Origin of the sequence: Caballeronia sp. ATUFL_F1_KS4A (genome assembly GCF_023630905.1) — a bacterium.
Classification (GTDB): Bacteria; Pseudomonadota; Gammaproteobacteria; order Burkholderiales; family Burkholderiaceae; genus Caballeronia; species Caballeronia zhejiangensis.
Genome location: NZ_JALQEB010000001.1, coordinates 632,985 through 650,151, shown reverse-complemented (window position 1 = coordinate 650,151; position 17,167 = coordinate 632,985). Strand labels below are relative to the sequence as shown.

Genomic DNA, 17,167 nt, shown 5'->3' with positions numbered 1-17,167 from the left:
CATCGACTCGACGCCGTTTCACTATAGACGGTGCTTCCCGCGCTTCAAGCTGCGTGGCGCGCGTGCGGCGCGTCAGCTCATCCAGTTGCCGCCGTCGACATTGAGCGTCTGCGCGGTGATGTAATCCGAATCGGATGACGCCAGAAAGAGCGCCGCGCCCGTCAGATCGTCGGGCACGCCCATGCGTCCAAGCGGCACTTCTTCGCCGACGAGCCGTTTCTTCTCGCCGAGCGGACGATTCTCGTAACGCGCGAAGAGCGCGTCGACTTCCTTCCACATCGGTGTGTCGACGACGCCCGGCGCGATGCCGTTCACGTTGATGCGCTCTTTCGCGAGCGCGAGCGCCGCCGATTGCGTATAGCTGATGACCGCCGCCTTGGTCGCGCAGTAATGCGACACGAGCGCTTCGCCGCGCCGCCCGGCCTGCGATGACATATTGATGATCTTGCCGCCGCGCCCCTGCTCGACCATGCGCTGCGCGACCGCCTGCATCAGAAAGAACATCCCTTTGACGTTGACCGCGAAGAGGCGGTCATAGACGTCCCAGGATTCGTCGAGGATCGGGCGCATGTCGAAAAGCGCCGCGTTGTTGAAGAGAATGTCGATGCCGCCGAAACGTTCGACGGTGCGCGTCACGATGCGTGCGATGTCGTCGCGCTGCGTGACGTCGGCCTTCAGCGCGAGCACGCGGTCGGCCACGTCCGCGAAGCGCTGGGCCATGTCGTCTTCGTTCTTCACATCCACGACGACGACGTTCGCGCCTTCTTCCAGATAGCGCCGCGCAACTGCTTCGCCGATGCCGCTCCCGGCGCCCGTGATGATCGCGACCTTGTCTCTCAATCTCACCGATGTCTCCGATAGTTTTTTGTCCCTCGCGGCGAGCGAACGCTCCGCAAATGAACAATTGCTCTCTGTTTGATCGAATGATCGGCGCTGCGCGTGATCGTGTCAAGGTGTCAACACAGCTTTCGATGCTGCGACGCGCAAACATCGCAAAACCTCGGGAAAACCCCGTCCGGCAAGCGCGCGAGAGCAAAAGGCGTACCGCGGCCGCCGAAAATAAAGCGTGCGCGAATGTGCAACGGAACGTGATACGTTATATCATCGCCCAAACGTCCGACGAGCGGCCCTCGCTCGCGCTTCAACCTTTTGCAGCCACCTCTGCGTGGCCGATATCACATGACCGCATCCGTCGAAAACATGCTGGCGCGCGCCGAAGCGCTCGCTATCGAGCGCGGCGTCGCGCTGACGCCGCTGCGCCGTCAGGTCTACGAACTCGTGCTGAAGGCGCATAAGCCGATCGGCGCCTATGACCTCATCGACGCGATGGAGCCGCAACGCGGCGCGCGCGTGCCGCCGACCACGGTGTATCGCGCGCTGGAGTTTCTCGTCGATAACGGCTTCGTGCATCGCATCGAATCGAAGAACGCGTTCATCGCGTGTTGCGATGCCGGCAAGCCTCACGAGAGCCAGTTCCTCATCTGCGACGAATGCGGCGCGACGCTCGAAATTCAGGGCCGCGAACTCGCATCGTCGCTGTCGGCGAGCCCGCCCGCGCACGGCTTTCAAGTGCATCACCAGGTCGTGGAGTTGAGCGGCCTGTGCGCCGATTGCCAGCGAAAACATCGCGATGCCTGAATCGCCGCGTCTCAAGAACATCTCACTTGCAAGGAAATCGATGAAACTCGCGCACGTCCTGACCTGCTTCGCCCTCACGCTCGGCTTTTGCAGCGCGGCATCGGCACAGACCGCGCGCGTGCCGGTCGTCGCGGCGGAGAACTTTTACGGCGACGTCATTCGCCAGCTCGGCGGCGATCACGTGCAGGTGACGAGCATCCTCAACAATCCGGACGAAGACCCGCATCTCTTCGAAGCCAGTCCCAAGACCGCGCGCGCGTTGCAGCACGCGGCGCTCGTCGTCTATAACGGCGCGGATTACGATCCGTGGATGGACAAGCTGCTCGCGGCATCCAAGAGCAATGGCAAGCGCACGGCGATCGTCGCGGCGAAGCTCGTCGGCAAGAAGGGCGGCGACAATCCGCACCTCTGGTACGACCCGGCGACGATGCCCGTCGTCGCGAAGGCGGTGAGCGCGTATCTCGTGAGCGCGGACCCGTCGCACAAGAGCGATTACGACGCGCGCCTCGCAGCGTTCCTCGATTCGATGAAACCGATCGACGCGACCGTCGCGCAGATGAAGTCGCATTACAAGGGCGTGCCCGTGACGGCGACCGAGCCGGTGTTCGGCTACATGGCCGATGCGATCGGCTTCGAGATGCGCAACCAGCGCTTCCAGCTCGCGTCGATGAACGAGACCGAGCCGAGTCCCGCCGACATCGCCGCGTTCGAGAAGGATCTGCGCGAGCGTCGCGTGCACGTGCTCATCTACAACAGCCAGGCGACGGGCGCGCTGACGAAGCGTCTGCTCGACATCGCGAAGGACGCGCATGTGCCGAGCATCAGCGTGACGGAGACTTTGCCCGCGAAGAAGACGTATCAGCAATGGATGCAGTCGCAGCTCGACTCGCTAGCGGGCGCCTTGCAAGGATGGCAGCGATGAATGCGACGATGCAGCCCGCGCTCGAAGTCGATCGCGTGACGCTCGCGCTCGGCGGGCGCGAGATTCTCAACGACGCGAGTTTCACGGTGAAGAACGGCGAGTTCATCGGCGTGCTCGGGCCGAACGGCGCGGGCAAGACCACGCTGATGCGCGCCCTGCTCGGACTCGTGCCTGTGAAGAGCGGGACGATTCGCGTGAATGGCGAAGCGGTCGTGCGCGGCAATCCGTCGATCGGCTATATGCCGCAGATACGCACGGGTCTCGCGAACCGGCGCGTGCTCGGCCGCGATTTCGTCGCGATGGCCGCGGATGGTCATCACTGGGGACTGCCGCATCGCAATGCCCGCATCCGTGCGGATGTCGAGCGCGTGCTGGAGCTCGTCGGCGCGCATCAGCTTGCTTCGCGTCCGTTGTCGGAGTTGTCGGGCGGCGAGCGCCAGCGTCTTTTGCTCGCGCAGTGTCTGCTCGGCAATCCGCGTCTGTTGTTGCTCGACGAGCCGCTGATCAGCCTCGATCCGCGGCATCAGACGGGGGTCGTCGAACTCGTGCGGCGCGTGCAGCGCGAGTTGAACATCACCGTGCTGTTCTCGGCGCACGAACTCAATCCGCTGCTCAATTCGCTCGACCGCGTGCTTTATCTCGGCAGCGGGCGCGCGGCGCTCGGCACTGTCGATGAAGTCATTTCGAAGCCGGTGCTCTCGCGTCTGTACGGCTCGCCCATCGACGTGATGCGCGTGAACGGCCGCATCTTCGTGATGTCGGGCGATGTCGAAATCGACAAGCTCGATCACGCGCACGAGGAAGGCGGAGAGCACGAGCATGAACACGATCACGGCCATGAGCACGATCACGGCCACAGCCACAGTCACGTCAAATAGAAAGCGCAATGTTCGAATACGACTTCATGGTGAATGCATTCGCGGCGTCAGGGATCGTCGCGGTGCTGTCGGGGATCGTCGGGTATTTTCTCGTGCTGCGCGGACAGACCTTCGCGGGTCACGCGCTATCGCACGTCGGCTTTACCGGCGCGACGGGCGCGGTGCTGCTCGGCATGCCGCCGCTCTGGGGGATGGTCGGATTCACGCTCGCGGCGGGCGTCGGGATGGGTGCGCTCGGCGAGCGGCTCTCGGGCCGCGATGTGGCCATCGGTGTGATTCTTTCTCTCTCGCTCGGGTTCGGGTTGCTGTTTCTGCACTTCTTCACCGCGTATGCGACTCAGGCTACTGCGCTTCTGTTCGGCAACGTGCTTGGCGTGAGTCATGACACGCTGGTCGTGCTTGCCGGGCTCGCTGTCGTCAGCCTCGGTGCGCTTGCGGTCATCATGCGGCCTTTGTTGTTTGCGTCCTTGCAGCCGGAGCTCGCGGAGGCCAAGGGCGTGTCGTTGCGGCTCGTCTCCGTGATGTTTCTCGCGATCACCGCGCTGGCAGTCGCGGCTTGCACGCAGATCGTCGGGGTGCTGCTCGTTTTTGCGTTGATGGTCGGGCCCGCGGCGGCGGCGCAGAACGTCACGACGCGATTGTCGTCAGGGCTCGTGCTTGCGGCGCTGTTTGCACTCGCACAGGCTTGGGTTGGGCTTACGCTCGCCTTCTATACCGATTGGCCTACTAGTTTCTGGATCACTATGCTGGCTGCGGTTGTTTATGGGGCGAGCTTGTTGGGAAAGCGGGGGAATTGATTTCTTCGCTGGAGCCCGTGATCGCGTCGGTCTGTCAGCAATGCCGCCCCGCACAGGGGCAACGCTAATAGACCGACACGATCACGGGATCCGGCAACAACAAGAAGACCAAACCTCACCGACACAAAACCCGCGCATGATGCGCGACATGCTCCCCGACGAAGGTAGAAATAAAGAAATACCCGTGGTCATAGCCTTCATGCCGCCGCACGATCAAACTGTGTCCGGCATCACGCGCATTGCGCTCCAAGACATCAGGGTGCAACTGCTCGGCGAGAAACTGATCCGCCAGTCCCTGATCGATAAGAATCCCGCCTTCGAACCGGGCAGCCGCATCGCCGAGAATCAACTCGCTCGCATCGTACTGCGCCCACGCCGAACGATCATCGCCGAGATAGCCAGAAAACGCTTTCACGCCCCACGGACACTGCGACGGCGCCGCAATAGGCGCAAACGCCGACACACTCCGATAAAGATCCGGATTGCGCAACGCGAGCACGAGCGCCCCGTGCCCGCCCATCGAATGCCCGAAGATGCCGATACGATCCTCTCGCACCGGCAACTCCGCGAGAACTGTCTCGCGCAACTCCTGCGTCACATACGAGTACATGCGATAACGCCGCGCCCAAGGCTCGCGCGTCGCATCGACATAAAACCCCGCGCCGACGCCGAAATCCCACGAATCCTTCTCGCCCGGAATATCCGCGCCACGCGGCGAAGTATCCGGCGCAATCAGCGCGATGCCGTGCTCCGCCGCGTAACGTTGCGCGCCCGCCTTGATCGGGAACGTCTCTTCGGTGCAAGTCAGGCCGGCGAGATAAAACAACGCCGGCACCTTCGAAGAAGACGCGGCAGCAGGCAAAAAGACGGAAAAGCGCATCGGCAGGCCGACAGTCTGCGATTCATGCCGATAGATGCGCTGCACGCCATCGAAACAACGATGTTCTTCCACGAGTTCCAGCATCGCGTTTTCCTCGCTCAGTAGCTCAATAGATGACGACGGAACGAATCGACTCGCCCTTCTTCATCAGGTCGAAGCCGTCGTTGATCTGCTCCAGCTTCAGATGATGCGTGATCAGATCGTCGATGTTGATCTTGCCTTCCATGTACCAGTCGACGATCTTCGGCACATCCGTGCGGCCGCGCGCGCCGCCGAACGCCGAGCCCTTCCATTCGCGGCCCGTGACGAGCTGGAACGGACGCGTGCTGATTTCCTGCCCCGCCGCCGCCACGCCGATGATGAACGACTGGCCCCAGCCCTTGTGCGTGCATTCGAGCGCCTGACGCATGAGCGTGGTATTGCCGACGCATTCGAACGAATAATCCGCGCCGCCATCGGTCAATTGCACGATGTGATCGACGACGTTCTCCACTTCCTTCGGGTTGATGAAGTGCGTCATGCCGAACTTCTTCGCGAGCTCGACGCGGCCCGGATTGATATCGACGCCGATGATCTTGTCCGCGCCGACCATCTTCGCGCCCTGAATCACGTTCAGGCCGATGCCGCCCAGCCCGAATACGACGACATTCGCGCCCGCTTCCACCTTCGCCGAATACACGACCGCGCCGACGCCCGTCGTCACGCCGCAACCGATGTAGCAGATCTTGTCGAACGGCGCGTCCTCGCGCACTTTCGCCACCGCGATCTCCGGCACGACGATGTAATTCGAAAACGTCGACGTCCCCATGTAATGGAACAGCGGTTTGCCATCGAGCGAGAAGCGCGAAGTCGCATCGGGCATGAGGCCTTTGCCTTGCGTCGCGCGAATCTTCTGGCAGAGATTGGTCTTGCGCGACAGACAGAACTTGCACTCGCGGCATTCCGGTGTGTAGAGCGGAATGACGTGATCGCCTTTTCGCAACGTGCCGACGCCCGGCCCGACATCGACGACGACGCCCGCGCCTTCATGCCCGAGAATCGCGGGGAAAATGCCTTCCGGATCCGCGCCGGAGAGCGTGTAGTAATCGGTGTGGCAGATGCCCGTCGCCTTCACCTCGATCAGCACTTCACCCGCGCGCGGACCTTCGAGATCGACCTCTTCGATCGTCAACGGCTTGCCGGCTTCCCATGCGATTGCTGCTTTCGTTTTCATCGTCTGACTCCCAAGGTTGTGATTGTTTCAGCGCACGATATTCAGGACTTCGTAGCATGCGCCCATCGTGTGATAGTCCGTCTTGCCCGCCGGGCTTTTCTCGTCGCTGTACTGGCGATTGTCGCGCGTGAGAATGCGATACCACGCACCCCACTTGTGATCGACGAAATGCTCCCAGCTATAAGTCCACAGGCGGTCGTAATCGTTCCAGTAACGCGCGGCAAGCGCCGCGTCGCCATCGCGTTGCGCGCGATCCGCGAGCAGCGCGGCCGCCGCGAACGATTCCGCCTGAACCCAGAAATACTTGTCTTCGTCGTAGAACTTGCCTTCGGTGTCGAAGCCATAGACCATGCCGCCGTGCTCGTGATCCCACGACAATTGCAGCGCGCGGTCGAACAGCTCGCGCGCACGCGTGACGTGCCACGCCTCCGGCCGATGACGATCGAGGATCAGCAGCAGCTTCGCCCATTCCGTCTGATGCCCAGGCTGAAAGCCCCACGGCCTGAAAATATTGCTGCGATCGCCCTTGTTGTAGTCCCAGTCGATCGACCAGTCCGGCTTGTAGTGTTCCCACACGAGCCCGCCCGCGAGCGCGGCCTGCCGATTCACCATGTTGTCCGCGAGCAGCGCCGCGCGATCGAGATAGCGCGCTTCTCCGGTCGCTTCGAACGCGGCGAGCAGCGCTTCGCACGTATGCATGTTCGCGTTCTGCCCGCGATAGTCGGACACTTGCCAGTCCGCGCTCGCCTCATCCTTGTAAAGGCCGTGCTGCGCGTCCCAGAAGTGCGTCTCCATCAGATGCCAGGTTTCGTCGAGATACGCGCGCGCTTCGTCGAATCCGGCTTCGACCGCCTTCGCATACGCGAGCACGACGAACGCGAGGCCATAGCAATGATTCGTTGCATCCGTGACGTCGCGGCCGTTCAACGTCCACGCATAGCCGCCCGTCTGCGGATTGCGATGAACCTCGCGCAGATATTCGATGCCATGCGCCACGCCGCCGCGATATTCGTCGAGGCCGAAGTGCTTGTAGGCCATCGCATAGTTGAAGACGAAGCGCGTGCTCGACACGAGATGACGCGACGTGCGGTCGTAGATCGTGCCGTCGTTCTTGTAGAAGTGGTAGAAGCCGCCCGCCGGGTCCATGCAGTGCGGATGATAGAAGGTCATCGTGCGCAGCGCGTGATCGAGCAGGAACGCGCGCGAGCGGAAATCGGGATGTGACGGTGACGGTGCGGGCATGGCTGAGTTCGATGTTGTCGTGACGAAGCGAGCTTCAGTTACCGCTCATATGAAGCGTCGCTTCATACTCCCCGGCGCGCATGGCGTCGGGATCCAAGGTACGCAAGTTTAAGCGGACTCGCGCCCGATCGCGAACCAGTCTTCGGTGCGCCGGTACAGATCGATGAAACGCGCGAGCCGCTGATCGAGCGACGGATTCGGACGCGGCGTCGCGGCGAGCGTCGCCTTCGGTGCGAGCGAAGCGATATCGCCGATGCGCCACTGCCCCGCCGCGATGCCGCCGAGCAGCGCCGCGCCTCGCGTCGCCGCGTTCGGGCAATCGACGGCGCGCAGCTCGACGCGCAATGCATCGGCGAGCAACTGCCGCCAGCGCGGATCGACCGAGCCGCCCCCCGCGAGCAGCATCGCATCGAGCGGCGTGCCGTTGGCGCGAATCGCGTCGAGTCCCGCACGCAATGCGAATGCCACGCCCTCGAACGCGGCGCGCATCATCGTGCCGCGCGTGTCCTCGAGGCCGAGTCCGATCCAGCCGCCGCGCGCGTTCGGGTTCATCCATGGTGAGCGTTCGCCGCTCAGATACGGCAGAAAACTCACCGATGCACTCGCGGACGCGGCGAAGGCGTCGTCGTAGGCGTCGGGCCACGATGCGTAACCGAGCCAGCCGCGCACCGCTTCCAGCGCGACGCCGACGTTCTGCATCGCCGCCATGCGATACCACGCGCCGTTGGCCGCGCGATACGTGTGCAGGCCGTGCACGGGCGCGGGCGCGTCGGCGCACATGACGACGATCTGCCCGCCGGTGCCGGTGGTGAGGAGCGCGTCGCCATCGGCGCAAAGGCCGCTGCCGAGCGCAGCGCACGGCGTATCGCCGGCGCCGACGGCCATCGGAATGCCCGCTTCGAGACCGAGCGCGGACGCCGACGCCGCAGACAACGCGCCGCCGACTTCATGCGATGCCGCGAGCGGCGCGAACCACGCGCGCGGCAAGCCGAGCCGGTCGATCAGCGCCTCGTCCCATTCGCCCGATGGCGCGGCGAGCGCGGTCGCGCACGCATCGGATGCATCGGTGACGAACGCGCCGCCGAGCTTCGCGCGCAGCCAGTCTTTCGGCTGCAAGGCCCAGCGCGTTTGCGCCGCGATCCGCGGTTCGTTCGATGCGAGCCAGCGCAGCAACGGCCCCGCCATGCCGGGCGCGACCGGATTCGGCTGCGGCTCGCGCCACGCGTCGAGCAGATCGCGGGCACGGGTGTCGGGCCACAGCATCGCGGGGCGAAGCGCGTGGCCATGCGCGTCGGTCAAAACGACGCCGTGCATCTGCCCCGAAAAGCCGATGCCGCGCACCGCTTGACGCTCGTTGGCGGGCAAACGCGATGCTGCGTCGACGAGCGCGCCATACCACGCATCGACGCTGGTTTCGGCCCAGCCGGGCTGCGCGCTCGTCACCGCGTACGCCGCACTCGACGACGCGATGTCGCGTCCGGCTTCATCGACGATCGCGAGCTTGAGGGAGCCCGTGCCGAGATCGATGCCTAAAAAACGCATGGGATTCCGAGTCTGAAAAGGCGTTAGGGAAAACGCGTAAAACGGGGGTTAACCCCGCCATCGCGCGATGAACGTGAAAAATGGACTATACGCGGGGCGTGATGCACATCATAACGACCGTCCGAAGATCGCGGCCTTCCGTCAGGCGACGAATTTCCCTTGATTTGCGTCAAACCCCTTGTGACAGGGCCGTTCGCACGTTTGCGCCGCTCGCGGCGCGCGAGACCCATATCGGCACGCGAACGCGACGTATAGCGCCGCGTGGTCTTGTTCATGGTTGCCGATGCACTTAACTTGGAGGCCATTCAAATGGAAGTAGACATAGGAGAGAGACATGGCTTCAAGTTCGGTGAACCCGTCGGTGCATCCGTGCGACGAACGGCTCCCCGCCGGTCAACTGCTGACGCTCGGCATCCAGCACGTTCTGGTGATGTACGCGGGCGCGGTGGCGGTGCCGCTGATCCTCGGCGCCGCGATGGGCCTGCCGAAAGATCAGGTCGCGTTTCTCATCAGCGCGGATCTGTTCTCGTGCGGCGTCGCCACGCTGATCCAGACGCTCGGCCTGTGGATCTTCGGCATTCGCCTGCCCGTCATCATGGGCTGCACCTTCGCCGCCGTCGGCCCGATGGTCGCGATCGGCACGAATCCTTCGCTCGGCATTCTCGACGTGTTCGGCGCGACCATCGCGGCGGGCGTGATCGGCATCGTCCTCGCGCCGATGATCGGCAAGCTCCTGCGCTTCTTCCCGCCGGTCGTGGTCGGCACGGTGATCGCGGTGATCGGCCTCTCGCTGATGGGCGTGGGCATCAACTGGGCGGCGGGCGGCATCGGCAATCCCGACTACGGCAATCCGGTCTTCCTGCTGCTGTCGCTCGTCGTGTTGTCGCTGATTCTGCTCATCAACAAGTTCGCGCGAGGTTTCATCGCGAATATTTCGGTGCTGCTCGGGATCGTCGTCGGCTTCGTGATCGCCGCGATGCTCGGCCGCGTCGACATGGACGGCGTCGCGCACGCGCCGTGGGTCGGCATCGTGCTGCCGTTCCACTTCGGCATGCCGCATTTCGATGCGCTCTCCGTCGCGACGATGGTCATCGTCATGTTCGTGACGTTCATCGAATCGACGGGCATGTTCCTCGCGGTCGGCGATCTCGTCGAGCGTCCGGTCGACCAGAAGGCGCTCGTGCGCGGCTTGCGTGTCGACGGTCTCGGCACGCTGATCGGCGGCATCTTCAACTCGTTCCCGCATACGTCGTTTTCGCAGAACGTCGGTTTGATCGGCGTGACGGGCGTGAAGAGCCGCTTCGTCTGCGCGACAGGCGGCGTGATTCTCGTCGTGCTCGGCCTCTTTCCGAAAATGGCGCAGGTGGTGGCGTCGGTGCCGCCGTTCGTGCTCGGCGGCGCGGGCATCGTGATGTTCGGCATGGTCGCGGCGAACGGCATCAAGACGCTGTCGCGCGTGGACTTCTCGAAGAATCAGCACAACCTGTTCATCGTCGCGGTGAGCGTCGGGATGGGCATGGTGCCGGTCGTCGCGCCGAAGTTCTTCACGCAACTGCCGCACGCGCTGGAGCCGATCCTTCACAGCGGGATTCTGCTGGCGTCGGTGTCGGCGGTGGTGTTGAACATCGTGTTCAACGGCGTGCGCAAGGAACGCGATGCCGAACGCGATGCGCGTGAAGCCGCGCATGAGTTCGAAGGCGCGGCCCATGCGGGCGACGCGCACTGAGGAGTTTGGGCTGTGCTTGCGTTGAGCGCCGCGGCGGGAGCCGCGGCGTTTTTTTGTTTATCGAAGCGAGGGCCGCGCGTCAGCCCGCATCCGCCGCCCGCGGCGCATCGCCCGTCCGCTCGATCCACCCGCCTCCCAGCGCCTGATACAACGTCACGAGATTCGCCAACCGCTGCGTGCGCGCGGCAATCAGCGTCTGCTGCGCCGAATACAGGTCCTGCTGCGCGGTCAGCACGCCGAGATAGCTGTCGACGCCCTGCTTGTATCGCAGCGTCGACAACTCCAGCCGGCGTTGCTGCGCGGCCGTATCGCGCACGAGCGCGGCGATCTGCTGATCGTAGGTGCCGCGCGCGGCGAGACCATCGGCGACATCCTTGAACGCGGATTGAATCGCCTTCTCGTAATTGGCGATCTCGATCTTCTTCTGGATATTCGCGTACTCGAGATTCGCGAACTGATCGCCGTAGATCGGCAAGGTGATGGTCGGCGCAAAGCTCCATCCCGCCGACCCCGCTTTGAACAGACCACCGAGCGTCGGGCTCAGTGTGCCGAGCATGCCGGTCAGCGAAATGTTCGGAAAGAACGCTGCGCGCGCCGCGCCGATGTTCGCATTCGCCGCGAGCAGATTCTGTTCGGCCTCCATGATGTCCGGCCGCCGCAGCAGCAAATCCGACGGCAGACCCGCAGGAATGTCCGCGAGCAGGTCTTGACCGTCGAGCGGCATGCCGCCCGGCAGATCGTCGGGCACCGGCTCGCCGAGCAGCAACACGAGCGCATTGACGGCCTGCGCCCGCGCGCGCTCCTGCGCCTGCAGATTCGCCGCCGCGCCTTCCATCACCGTTTGCGCCTGGCTCACGTCCAGCTCCGACGCGGCGCCGTTGTCGAATTGCAGCTTGACGATCCGGTACGATTCGCTCGCGCTGGCCAGCGTCTGATGCGTCACCTTCAGCAGGTCGTCCGTCTGCAAGACCTGAAGGTACTGCGCCGCCACTTGCGAGACGAGCGAAATCTCCGCAGCCTTGCGCGCATAGGCAGTCGCGAAATATTTCGCGAGCGCCTGATTCCGCATGCTCTGCACCCGGCCGAACAGGTCGATCTCCCACGACGCATTCAGGCCCACCGTGTAGGTATTCGAGATGGTCTGATTCAAGAACGACAGATTGTCGGGCTTGCGCGTTTTCGACTGCGCGCCCACGGCGGTGATGGACGGAAGCAGAAGCGTCGTGACGACCTGATACTGCGCCTGCGCGGCCTGCACGTTGAGCATCGCGACGCGCAAGTCACGGTTGTTCTTCAACGCGATGTCGATGAGCCGCTGCAAACGCGCATCGACGAAGAAATCGCGCCAGCCGATATCGGCCGCGGCCACGCCGTTCGCGCTGCGTGCGCCGTCCGGCGTCGCGACCGGCTGCGTCGCGTAGACGCCGTGCGCCGGAAAATTCGCCGACACCGGCGCGGCGGGGCGTTCGTACTTCGGCGCCATCGTGCAGCCGGTCGCCAGTACGGCGACGGCCATTGCAATCAAGGAAAGTCTACGCATGTCAGTGTCCTTCGTTGCCCTGTTGCGCGCGCCGCTGCGCTTCGTAACGCGCGAGCGCGGCATCCGTGTCCTCCTTGTCGCCGCCGAAACGCGAGCGCACCACGACGAAGAACATCGGCACCATGAAAATGGCGAGGAAAGTCGCGGTCACCATGCCGCCGATCACGCCCGTGCCGATCGCGTGCTGGCTGCCCGAGCCCGCGCCGTTGCTGATCGCGAGCGGCATCGTGCCGAGAATGAACGCGAGCGATGTCATGAGAATCGGACGCAGGCGCAGGCGCGCCGCTTCGAGCGCCGCTTCGATCGGCCCCATCTTTTGCGAGAGCTGCAGATCGCGGGCGAACTCGACGATCAGAATCGCGTTCTTCGCCGACAAGCCCACTGTCGTGAGCAAGCCGACCTGGAAGAACACGTCGTTCTCCAGTCCGCGCAGCGACACGGCGAGCAGTGCGCCGACCACGCCGAGCGGCACGACCATGATCACGGAGAAAGGAATCGACCAGCTCTCGTACAGCGCCGCGAGACACAGGAACACGACGAGGATTGAGATGCCGTAAAGAATCGGCGCCTGCGAGCCGGACTGGATCTGCTGATACGACAGCCCCGTCCATTCGTAGCCGATGCCCGCGGGCAGCTTCGCCGCGAGCGCTTCCATCGCGGCCATCGCCTCGCCGGTGGATTTGCCCGGCTTCGCGACACCCTGAATTTCGATCGACGACAGGCCGTTGTAGCGTTCGAGCTTGGGCGAGCCGTAGCTCCATTCGGTCGTCGCGAACGACGAGAACGGCACCATCGAGCCCGACGCGTTGCGCACGTACCAGCTGTTGATGTTCTCCGGCGACATGCGGAACGGCGCATCGCTCTGCATGTACACCTTCTTGATGCGGCTGTCCGTATCGAGGAAGTTGTTCACGTACTTCGACGCCCACGCGATCGAGAACGTCTGGTCGATGCTCGACGGATCGACGCCCTGCGCCAGCGCCTTCTGACGGTCGATGTTCACCTTGAACTGCGGCGCGTCGTTCAGGCCGTTCGGCCGGACCTGCGCGAGCGTCTCGTCCTTCGCGGCCATGCCGAGGAGCATCGCGCGCGCCTGCATCAGCTTTTCGTGGCCGAGACCAGCGCGATCCTGAAGTTCGAAGTCGAAGCCCGACGCCGTGCCCAGTTCCGGAATCGACGGCGGATTCACCGGAAACACGAGCGCGTTCTTGTAGCCCGCGAACGCGCCGTACGTGCGGCCCACCAGCGCTTGCACCTTCTCGTTGGCGCTCGTGCGCTGGGCGAAGTCCTTCAGCCGCACGAAGATGAGACCGGAGTTCTGGCCATGACCGGCAAAGCTGTAACCGTTCACGGTGAACACCGACTCGACGAGCGCGCTTTCCTTCTTCAGCAGATGGCCCGCGACATCGTCCAGCGCGCGCTGCGTCATCTCCTGCGTGGAGCCGGCGGGCGTCGCCACCAGCACGAACATCGTGCCCTGGTCTTCATCGGGCAGGAACGCCTTCGGCAAACGCGCGAACAACATGCCGACCGCCACGATGATCGCCACATAGATGACGAGCCAGCGCCCCGAACGCCTGATGACATGCGCCACGCCGCCGTGATACTTCGCCTGGCTCTTCGCGAACGTGCGGTTGAACCAGCCGAAGAAGCCGGTCGTCTTTTCCGTGTGGCCTTCCGGGTGCGGCTTGAGCATCGTTGCGCACAGCGCAGGGGTGAGCACCATCGCGGTGAGCACCGAGAGACCCATCGCCGAGACGATCGTCAGCGAGAACTGGCGATAGATCGCGCCGACCGAGCCGCCCGTGAACGCCACCGGCACGAACACCGCCGCGAGCACGAGCGCCACGCCGACGAGCGCGCCGGTGATCTGACTCATCGCCTTCTTCGTGGCTTCCTTCGGCGACAGTCCCTCTTCGGTCATCACGCGCTCGACGTTTTCGACGACCACGATCGCGTCGTCCACCAGCAAGCCGATGGCGAGCACGAGCCCGAACATCGACAGCGTGTTGATGGAGAAGCCCGCCGCCGCCATGATCGCGAAGGTGCCGAGCAGCACGACCGGCACGGCGATGGTCGGAATGAGCGTCGCGCGCAGGTTCTGCAGGAACAGGTACATCACGAGGAACACCAGCACGATGGCCTCGATGAGCGTCTTGACGACGTCGGCGATCGACTGCTTCACGAACGGCGTGGTGTCGTACGGATACTTCACGACGAGACCGTGCGGGAAGAACTTCGCGAGCTCGTCGACTTTCGCGCGCACCAGATTCGCGGTGGCGAGCGCGTTCGCGCCGGTCGCGAGCTGAATGCCGAATCCGGCAGCCGGACGGCCGTTGTACTGCGTCTCGAAGTTGTAGTTCTCGCCGCCGAGACCGACGCGCGCCACGTCGCGGATACGCACCTGCGAGCCGTCCTGATTCACCTTCAGCAGCACGTTGCCGAACTGCTCCGGTGTGCGCAGCAGCGTCGCTTCGGTGATGGTCGCCTGCATCGACTGGCCCGGCACCGCGGGCACGCCGCCGAGCTGGCCGCCCGCGACCTGCACGTTCTGCGAAGTCAGCGCGTTCTGCACGTCGACCGGCGTCAGGCTGAATTTGGTCAGCTTGTTCGGATCGAGCCAGATTCGCATCGCGTACTGCGAGCCGAAGAGCGTGACGGTGCCGACGCCGTTCAGCCGGCTGATCGGATCCTGCACGTGCGACGCCACGTAGTTCGCGAGGTCTTCGCGGCTCATGCTGCCGTCTTCGGACACGAACGCCAGCACGAGCAGGAAGCTGCTGCTCGACTTGGTCACGCTGATGCCGAGCTGCTGCACGACGGCCGGCAGATTGGGCGTGGCCAGTTGCAGCTTGTTCTGCACCTGAACCTGCGCGATGTCGGCATTGGTGCCGGCCGCGAACGTCAGCGTGACGGTGGCGGTGCCGCTGTCATCGGAGGTCGAGGACAGATACAGCAGATGGTCGAGACCGCTCATCTGCTGCTCGATCACCTGCGTGACGGTGTTTTCGACGGTCTGAGCGGATGCGCCCGGATAGTTCGCGGAAATCTGGATCGCGGGCGGCGCGATGGTCGGATATTGCGCGACGGGCAGCGTCGTCACCGACGCGAGACCCGCGAGCATCAGAATGATGGCGATCACCCACGCGAAAATCGGGCGATCGATAAAGAACTTGGCCATGGACGTGTCTCCCGTCCTTACGCGCCGGAGGCGGCCGTTGCGTCGGCTTTCGCTTCGGCTTTAGCGTCGGCTTTCGCTTCGGGCTGACGCGCGGGCACGGCCTTCACTTCCATGCCCGGACGCACGTGATCGATGCCCTCGACGATCACGCGATCGCCCGCGTTCAGACCGCTGTCGACGATCCAGCTCTGGCCGAGCGTGCCGGAGGTGACGAGCGGGCGCATCGCGACCTTGTTGTCCTTGCCGACGACCATCGCGAGCGCGGTGCCTTTCTGATCGTGCGTGATGCCCTGCACCGGCACGACGAGCGCCTTCGGATTCACGCCTTGCTCGATGCGCGCGCGCACGAACATGCCCGGCAGCAGCACCCGGTCCTTGTTCATGAAGATCGCGCGCAGCGTCACCGATCCGGTCGACGGATCGACGCTCACATCGCTGAATTGCAGCTTGCCCTGCTCCGGATACTCACGGCCGTCTTCGAGAATCAGCGTGACCTTCGCCGCGTTCGGGCCGTTGGTCGAAAGACGCCCTTCCTGAATCTGACGGCGCAGCTTGAGACCGTCGAGACTCGATTGCGTGAGATCGACGTACATCGGGTCGAGCTGCTGGACGGTGACCATCAGCGTCGCCTGCGCCGCCTGCACGTATGCGCCGGGCGTGACCTGGGAAATGCCGGCCTGCCCCGAAACCGGCGACGTGACGTCGGTATAGCCAAGCTTGATCTGCGCGGTGTCGATCGCGGCTTTGGCCGACGCGACATCGGCTTCGGCCTGGCCTTGCGCCGCCACGGCGTTGTCGTAGTCCTGCTTGCTGACCGCGTTCGACGCGACGAGCACCTTGTAGCGCTCGGCCTGCGCCGCGGTCGAGACGAGATTCGCATGGGCCTTCGCGAACGACGCCTTCGCGTTGTTCAGTTGCGCGATATACGGCGCCGGATCGATCTTGTAAAGGCGTTGCCCGGCCTTGACGAGGCTGCCTTCCGTGAATTCGCGGCGCAGCACGATGCCATCGACGCGCGCGCGCACCTGGGCATCGAGAAAGGCGCTCGTGCGGCCCGAGAGTTCTGTCGTGACCGGCACAGCGGCCGGCTCGACGATGACAACGCCGACTTCCGGCGTGTGCGGCGCCATCGCGGGATGCTTCTCTCCGCAACCGGCTGCCAGCAAGGCGGCCGTCGTGACACCGATGAGGCGGTATGGAATCCGTATGAGACGCATGGAACGCGAGACCTCTGAGGTTACTGACAATGAAAGGCGCGCGTCTTCGCGTTGACCGCGAGCCGCGCGCAATGTGCTGTCGTGCGATGCGAAAGTCGCTGACCGCGGCGACCGGGGCATTCGTGCGGCCCGCGCGCCTTGGATGGGGCTGGCCGCTTTCGGAAGAAATGCGGCCATATTTTTGGGATAACTGAATGTATGCGACGCTCGCGGCGAGCTTCGTCAACGACTTTTTCGAACGATCGATGGAACGGATCGCGCCGTCACGACTGCGGCAAGCAGCCGATTATAGTTATCGCGCGCAGTGAGGAAGACTAAAGAGTAGGCAGATGTGTGGATCTTTGATGGCAACTGAAACAATGTGCCAAGTCTGTTGCATCACCCAGACATC

At 63.9% G+C, this 17,167-nt stretch carries 13 protein-coding genes; 5 read left to right on the top strand and 8 right to left on the bottom strand.

Translation table 11 applies throughout. The annotated features are described in order from the left end of the window. Window positions 1-72 precede the first annotated feature (72 nt). Complete coding sequence (locus tag NCS03_RS03015; protein WP_250528734.1) at window positions 73-846, bottom strand: L-iditol 2-dehydrogenase; 774 nt, start codon at window positions 844-846, stop codon at window positions 73-75. A gap of 333 nt (window positions 847-1,179) precedes the next feature. On the opposite strand from NCS03_RS03015, the gene NCS03_RS03010 reads away from it, so the two are divergent. From NCS03_RS03010 to NCS03_RS02995, 4 genes are read left to right on the top strand one after another with little or no spacing between them, the layout of a single operon-like run. After that, the gene (locus NCS03_RS03010; RefSeq protein WP_175979861.1) at window positions 1,180-1,638 is read left to right on the top strand and encodes a Fur family transcriptional regulator; all 459 of its coding nucleotides are present in this window, start codon (window positions 1,180-1,182) and stop codon (window positions 1,636-1,638) included. A 40-nt stretch (window positions 1,639-1,678) separates the two neighbouring features. Continuing rightward, window positions 1,679-2,560 carry a metal ABC transporter solute-binding protein gene (locus tag NCS03_RS03005; protein ID WP_250518075.1) on the top strand — a complete coding sequence of 294 codons (882 nt, stop codon included), beginning with the start codon at window positions 1,679-1,681 and terminating at the stop codon, window positions 2,558-2,560. After that, window positions 2,557-3,438: a metal ABC transporter ATP-binding protein gene (locus NCS03_RS03000; RefSeq protein ID WP_008351261.1), complete on the top strand. Its 882-nt coding sequence runs from the start codon at window positions 2,557-2,559 to the stop codon at window positions 3,436-3,438. Before NCS03_RS03005 ends, NCS03_RS03000 begins: the two co-directional genes overlap by 4 nt. A gap of 8 nt (window positions 3,439-3,446) precedes the next feature. Beyond that, on the top strand, window positions 3,447-4,235 hold the full coding sequence (locus NCS03_RS02995) for a metal ABC transporter permease (RefSeq protein ID WP_034474383.1): 789 nt from the start codon (window positions 3,447-3,449) through the stop codon (window positions 4,233-4,235). A 115-nt stretch (window positions 4,236-4,350) separates the two neighbouring features. Here the strand turns inward: NCS03_RS02995 and fghA are convergent, their stop codons facing one another. The 4 genes from fghA to NCS03_RS02975 all read right to left on the bottom strand — a co-directional run bounded on the left by fghA (window position 4,351) and on the right by NCS03_RS02975 (window position 9,112). After that, complete coding sequence (gene fghA, locus NCS03_RS02990; protein WP_250528733.1) at window positions 4,351-5,199, bottom strand: S-formylglutathione hydrolase; 849 nt, start codon at window positions 5,197-5,199, stop codon at window positions 4,351-4,353. A 22-nt stretch (window positions 5,200-5,221) separates the two neighbouring features. Further along, window positions 5,222-6,328: an S-(hydroxymethyl)glutathione dehydrogenase/class III alcohol dehydrogenase gene (locus NCS03_RS02985; RefSeq protein ID WP_008351283.1), complete on the bottom strand. Its 1,107-nt coding sequence runs from the start codon at window positions 6,326-6,328 to the stop codon at window positions 5,222-5,224. Between the two features lie 27 nt (window positions 6,329-6,355). Next, on the bottom strand, window positions 6,356-7,570 hold the full coding sequence (locus NCS03_RS02980; RefSeq protein WP_034474373.1) for an AGE family epimerase/isomerase: 1,215 nt from the start codon (window positions 7,568-7,570) through the stop codon (window positions 6,356-6,358). A gap of 108 nt (window positions 7,571-7,678) precedes the next feature. Beyond that, entirely contained in the window at window positions 7,679-9,112 is a 1,434-nt protein-coding gene (locus tag NCS03_RS02975; RefSeq protein WP_250528732.1) for a xylulokinase, read from the bottom strand. 334 nt (window positions 9,113-9,446) lie between these two features. Here NCS03_RS02975 and NCS03_RS02970 point away from each other — a divergent pair, with 334 nt between their 5' ends. Then, a complete protein-coding gene (locus tag NCS03_RS02970; protein WP_008351297.1) occupies window positions 9,447-10,838 on the top strand; it encodes a nucleobase:cation symporter-2 family protein in 1,392 nt (463 codons plus the stop codon). Window positions 10,839-10,917: 79 nt separating this feature from the next. On the opposite strand, the gene NCS03_RS02965 is transcribed toward NCS03_RS02970, so the two are convergent. The 3 genes from NCS03_RS02965 to NCS03_RS02955 are packed head-to-tail and all read right to left on the bottom strand — an operon-like array spanning window position 10,918 to window position 16,776. After that, window positions 10,918-12,378 (bottom strand): efflux transporter outer membrane subunit, encoded by a 1,461-nt coding sequence (locus NCS03_RS02965; RefSeq protein WP_033536563.1) that lies wholly within the window; start codon window positions 12,376-12,378, stop codon window positions 10,918-10,920. 1 nt (window position 12,379) lies between these two features. After that, window positions 12,380-15,559, bottom strand: coding sequence for an efflux RND transporter permease subunit (locus NCS03_RS02960; protein WP_250507212.1), 3,180 nt, complete (start codon window positions 15,557-15,559; stop codon window positions 12,380-12,382). 17 nt (window positions 15,560-15,576) lie between these two features. Then, complete coding sequence (locus NCS03_RS02955) at window positions 15,577-16,776, bottom strand: efflux RND transporter periplasmic adaptor subunit (protein WP_250481490.1); 1,200 nt, start codon at window positions 16,774-16,776, stop codon at window positions 15,577-15,579. Window positions 16,777-17,167 lie beyond the last annotated feature (391 nt).

What these genes read in the sequence shown, in the direction of transcription:
- NCS03_RS03010 (WP_175979861.1), top strand. Translation starts at nt 1,180, where the DNA reads ATGACCGCATCCGTCGAAAACATGCTGGCGCGCGCCGAAGCGCTCGCT.
- NCS03_RS03005 (WP_250518075.1), top strand. Translation starts at nt 1,679, where the DNA reads ATGAAACTCGCGCACGTCCTGACCTGCTTCGCCCTCACGCTCGGCTTT.
- NCS03_RS03000 (WP_008351261.1), top strand. Translation starts at nt 2,557, where the DNA reads ATGAATGCGACGATGCAGCCCGCGCTCGAAGTCGATCGCGTGACGCTC.
- NCS03_RS02995 (WP_034474383.1), top strand. Translation starts at nt 3,447, where the DNA reads ATGTTCGAATACGACTTCATGGTGAATGCATTCGCGGCGTCAGGGATC.
- fghA (WP_250528733.1), bottom strand. Translation starts at nt 5,199, where the DNA reads ATGCTGGAACTCGTGGAAGAACATCGTTGTTTCGATGGCGTGCAGCGC.
- NCS03_RS02985 (WP_008351283.1), bottom strand. Translation starts at nt 6,328, where the DNA reads ATGAAAACGAAAGCAGCAATCGCATGGGAAGCCGGCAAGCCGTTGACG.
- NCS03_RS02980 (WP_034474373.1), bottom strand. Translation starts at nt 7,570, where the DNA reads ATGCCCGCACCGTCACCGTCACATCCCGATTTCCGCTCGCGCGCGTTC.
- NCS03_RS02975 (WP_250528732.1), bottom strand. Translation starts at nt 9,112, where the DNA reads ATGCGTTTTTTAGGCATCGATCTCGGCACGGGCTCCCTCAAGCTCGCG.
- NCS03_RS02970 (WP_008351297.1), top strand. Translation starts at nt 9,447, where the DNA reads ATGGCTTCAAGTTCGGTGAACCCGTCGGTGCATCCGTGCGACGAACGG.
- NCS03_RS02965 (WP_033536563.1), bottom strand. Translation starts at nt 12,378, where the DNA reads ATGCGTAGACTTTCCTTGATTGCAATGGCCGTCGCCGTACTGGCGACC.
- NCS03_RS02960 (WP_250507212.1), bottom strand. Translation starts at nt 15,559, where the DNA reads ATGGCCAAGTTCTTTATCGATCGCCCGATTTTCGCGTGGGTGATCGCC.
- NCS03_RS02955 (WP_250481490.1), bottom strand. Translation starts at nt 16,776, where the DNA reads ATGCGTCTCATACGGATTCCATACCGCCTCATCGGTGTCACGACGGCC.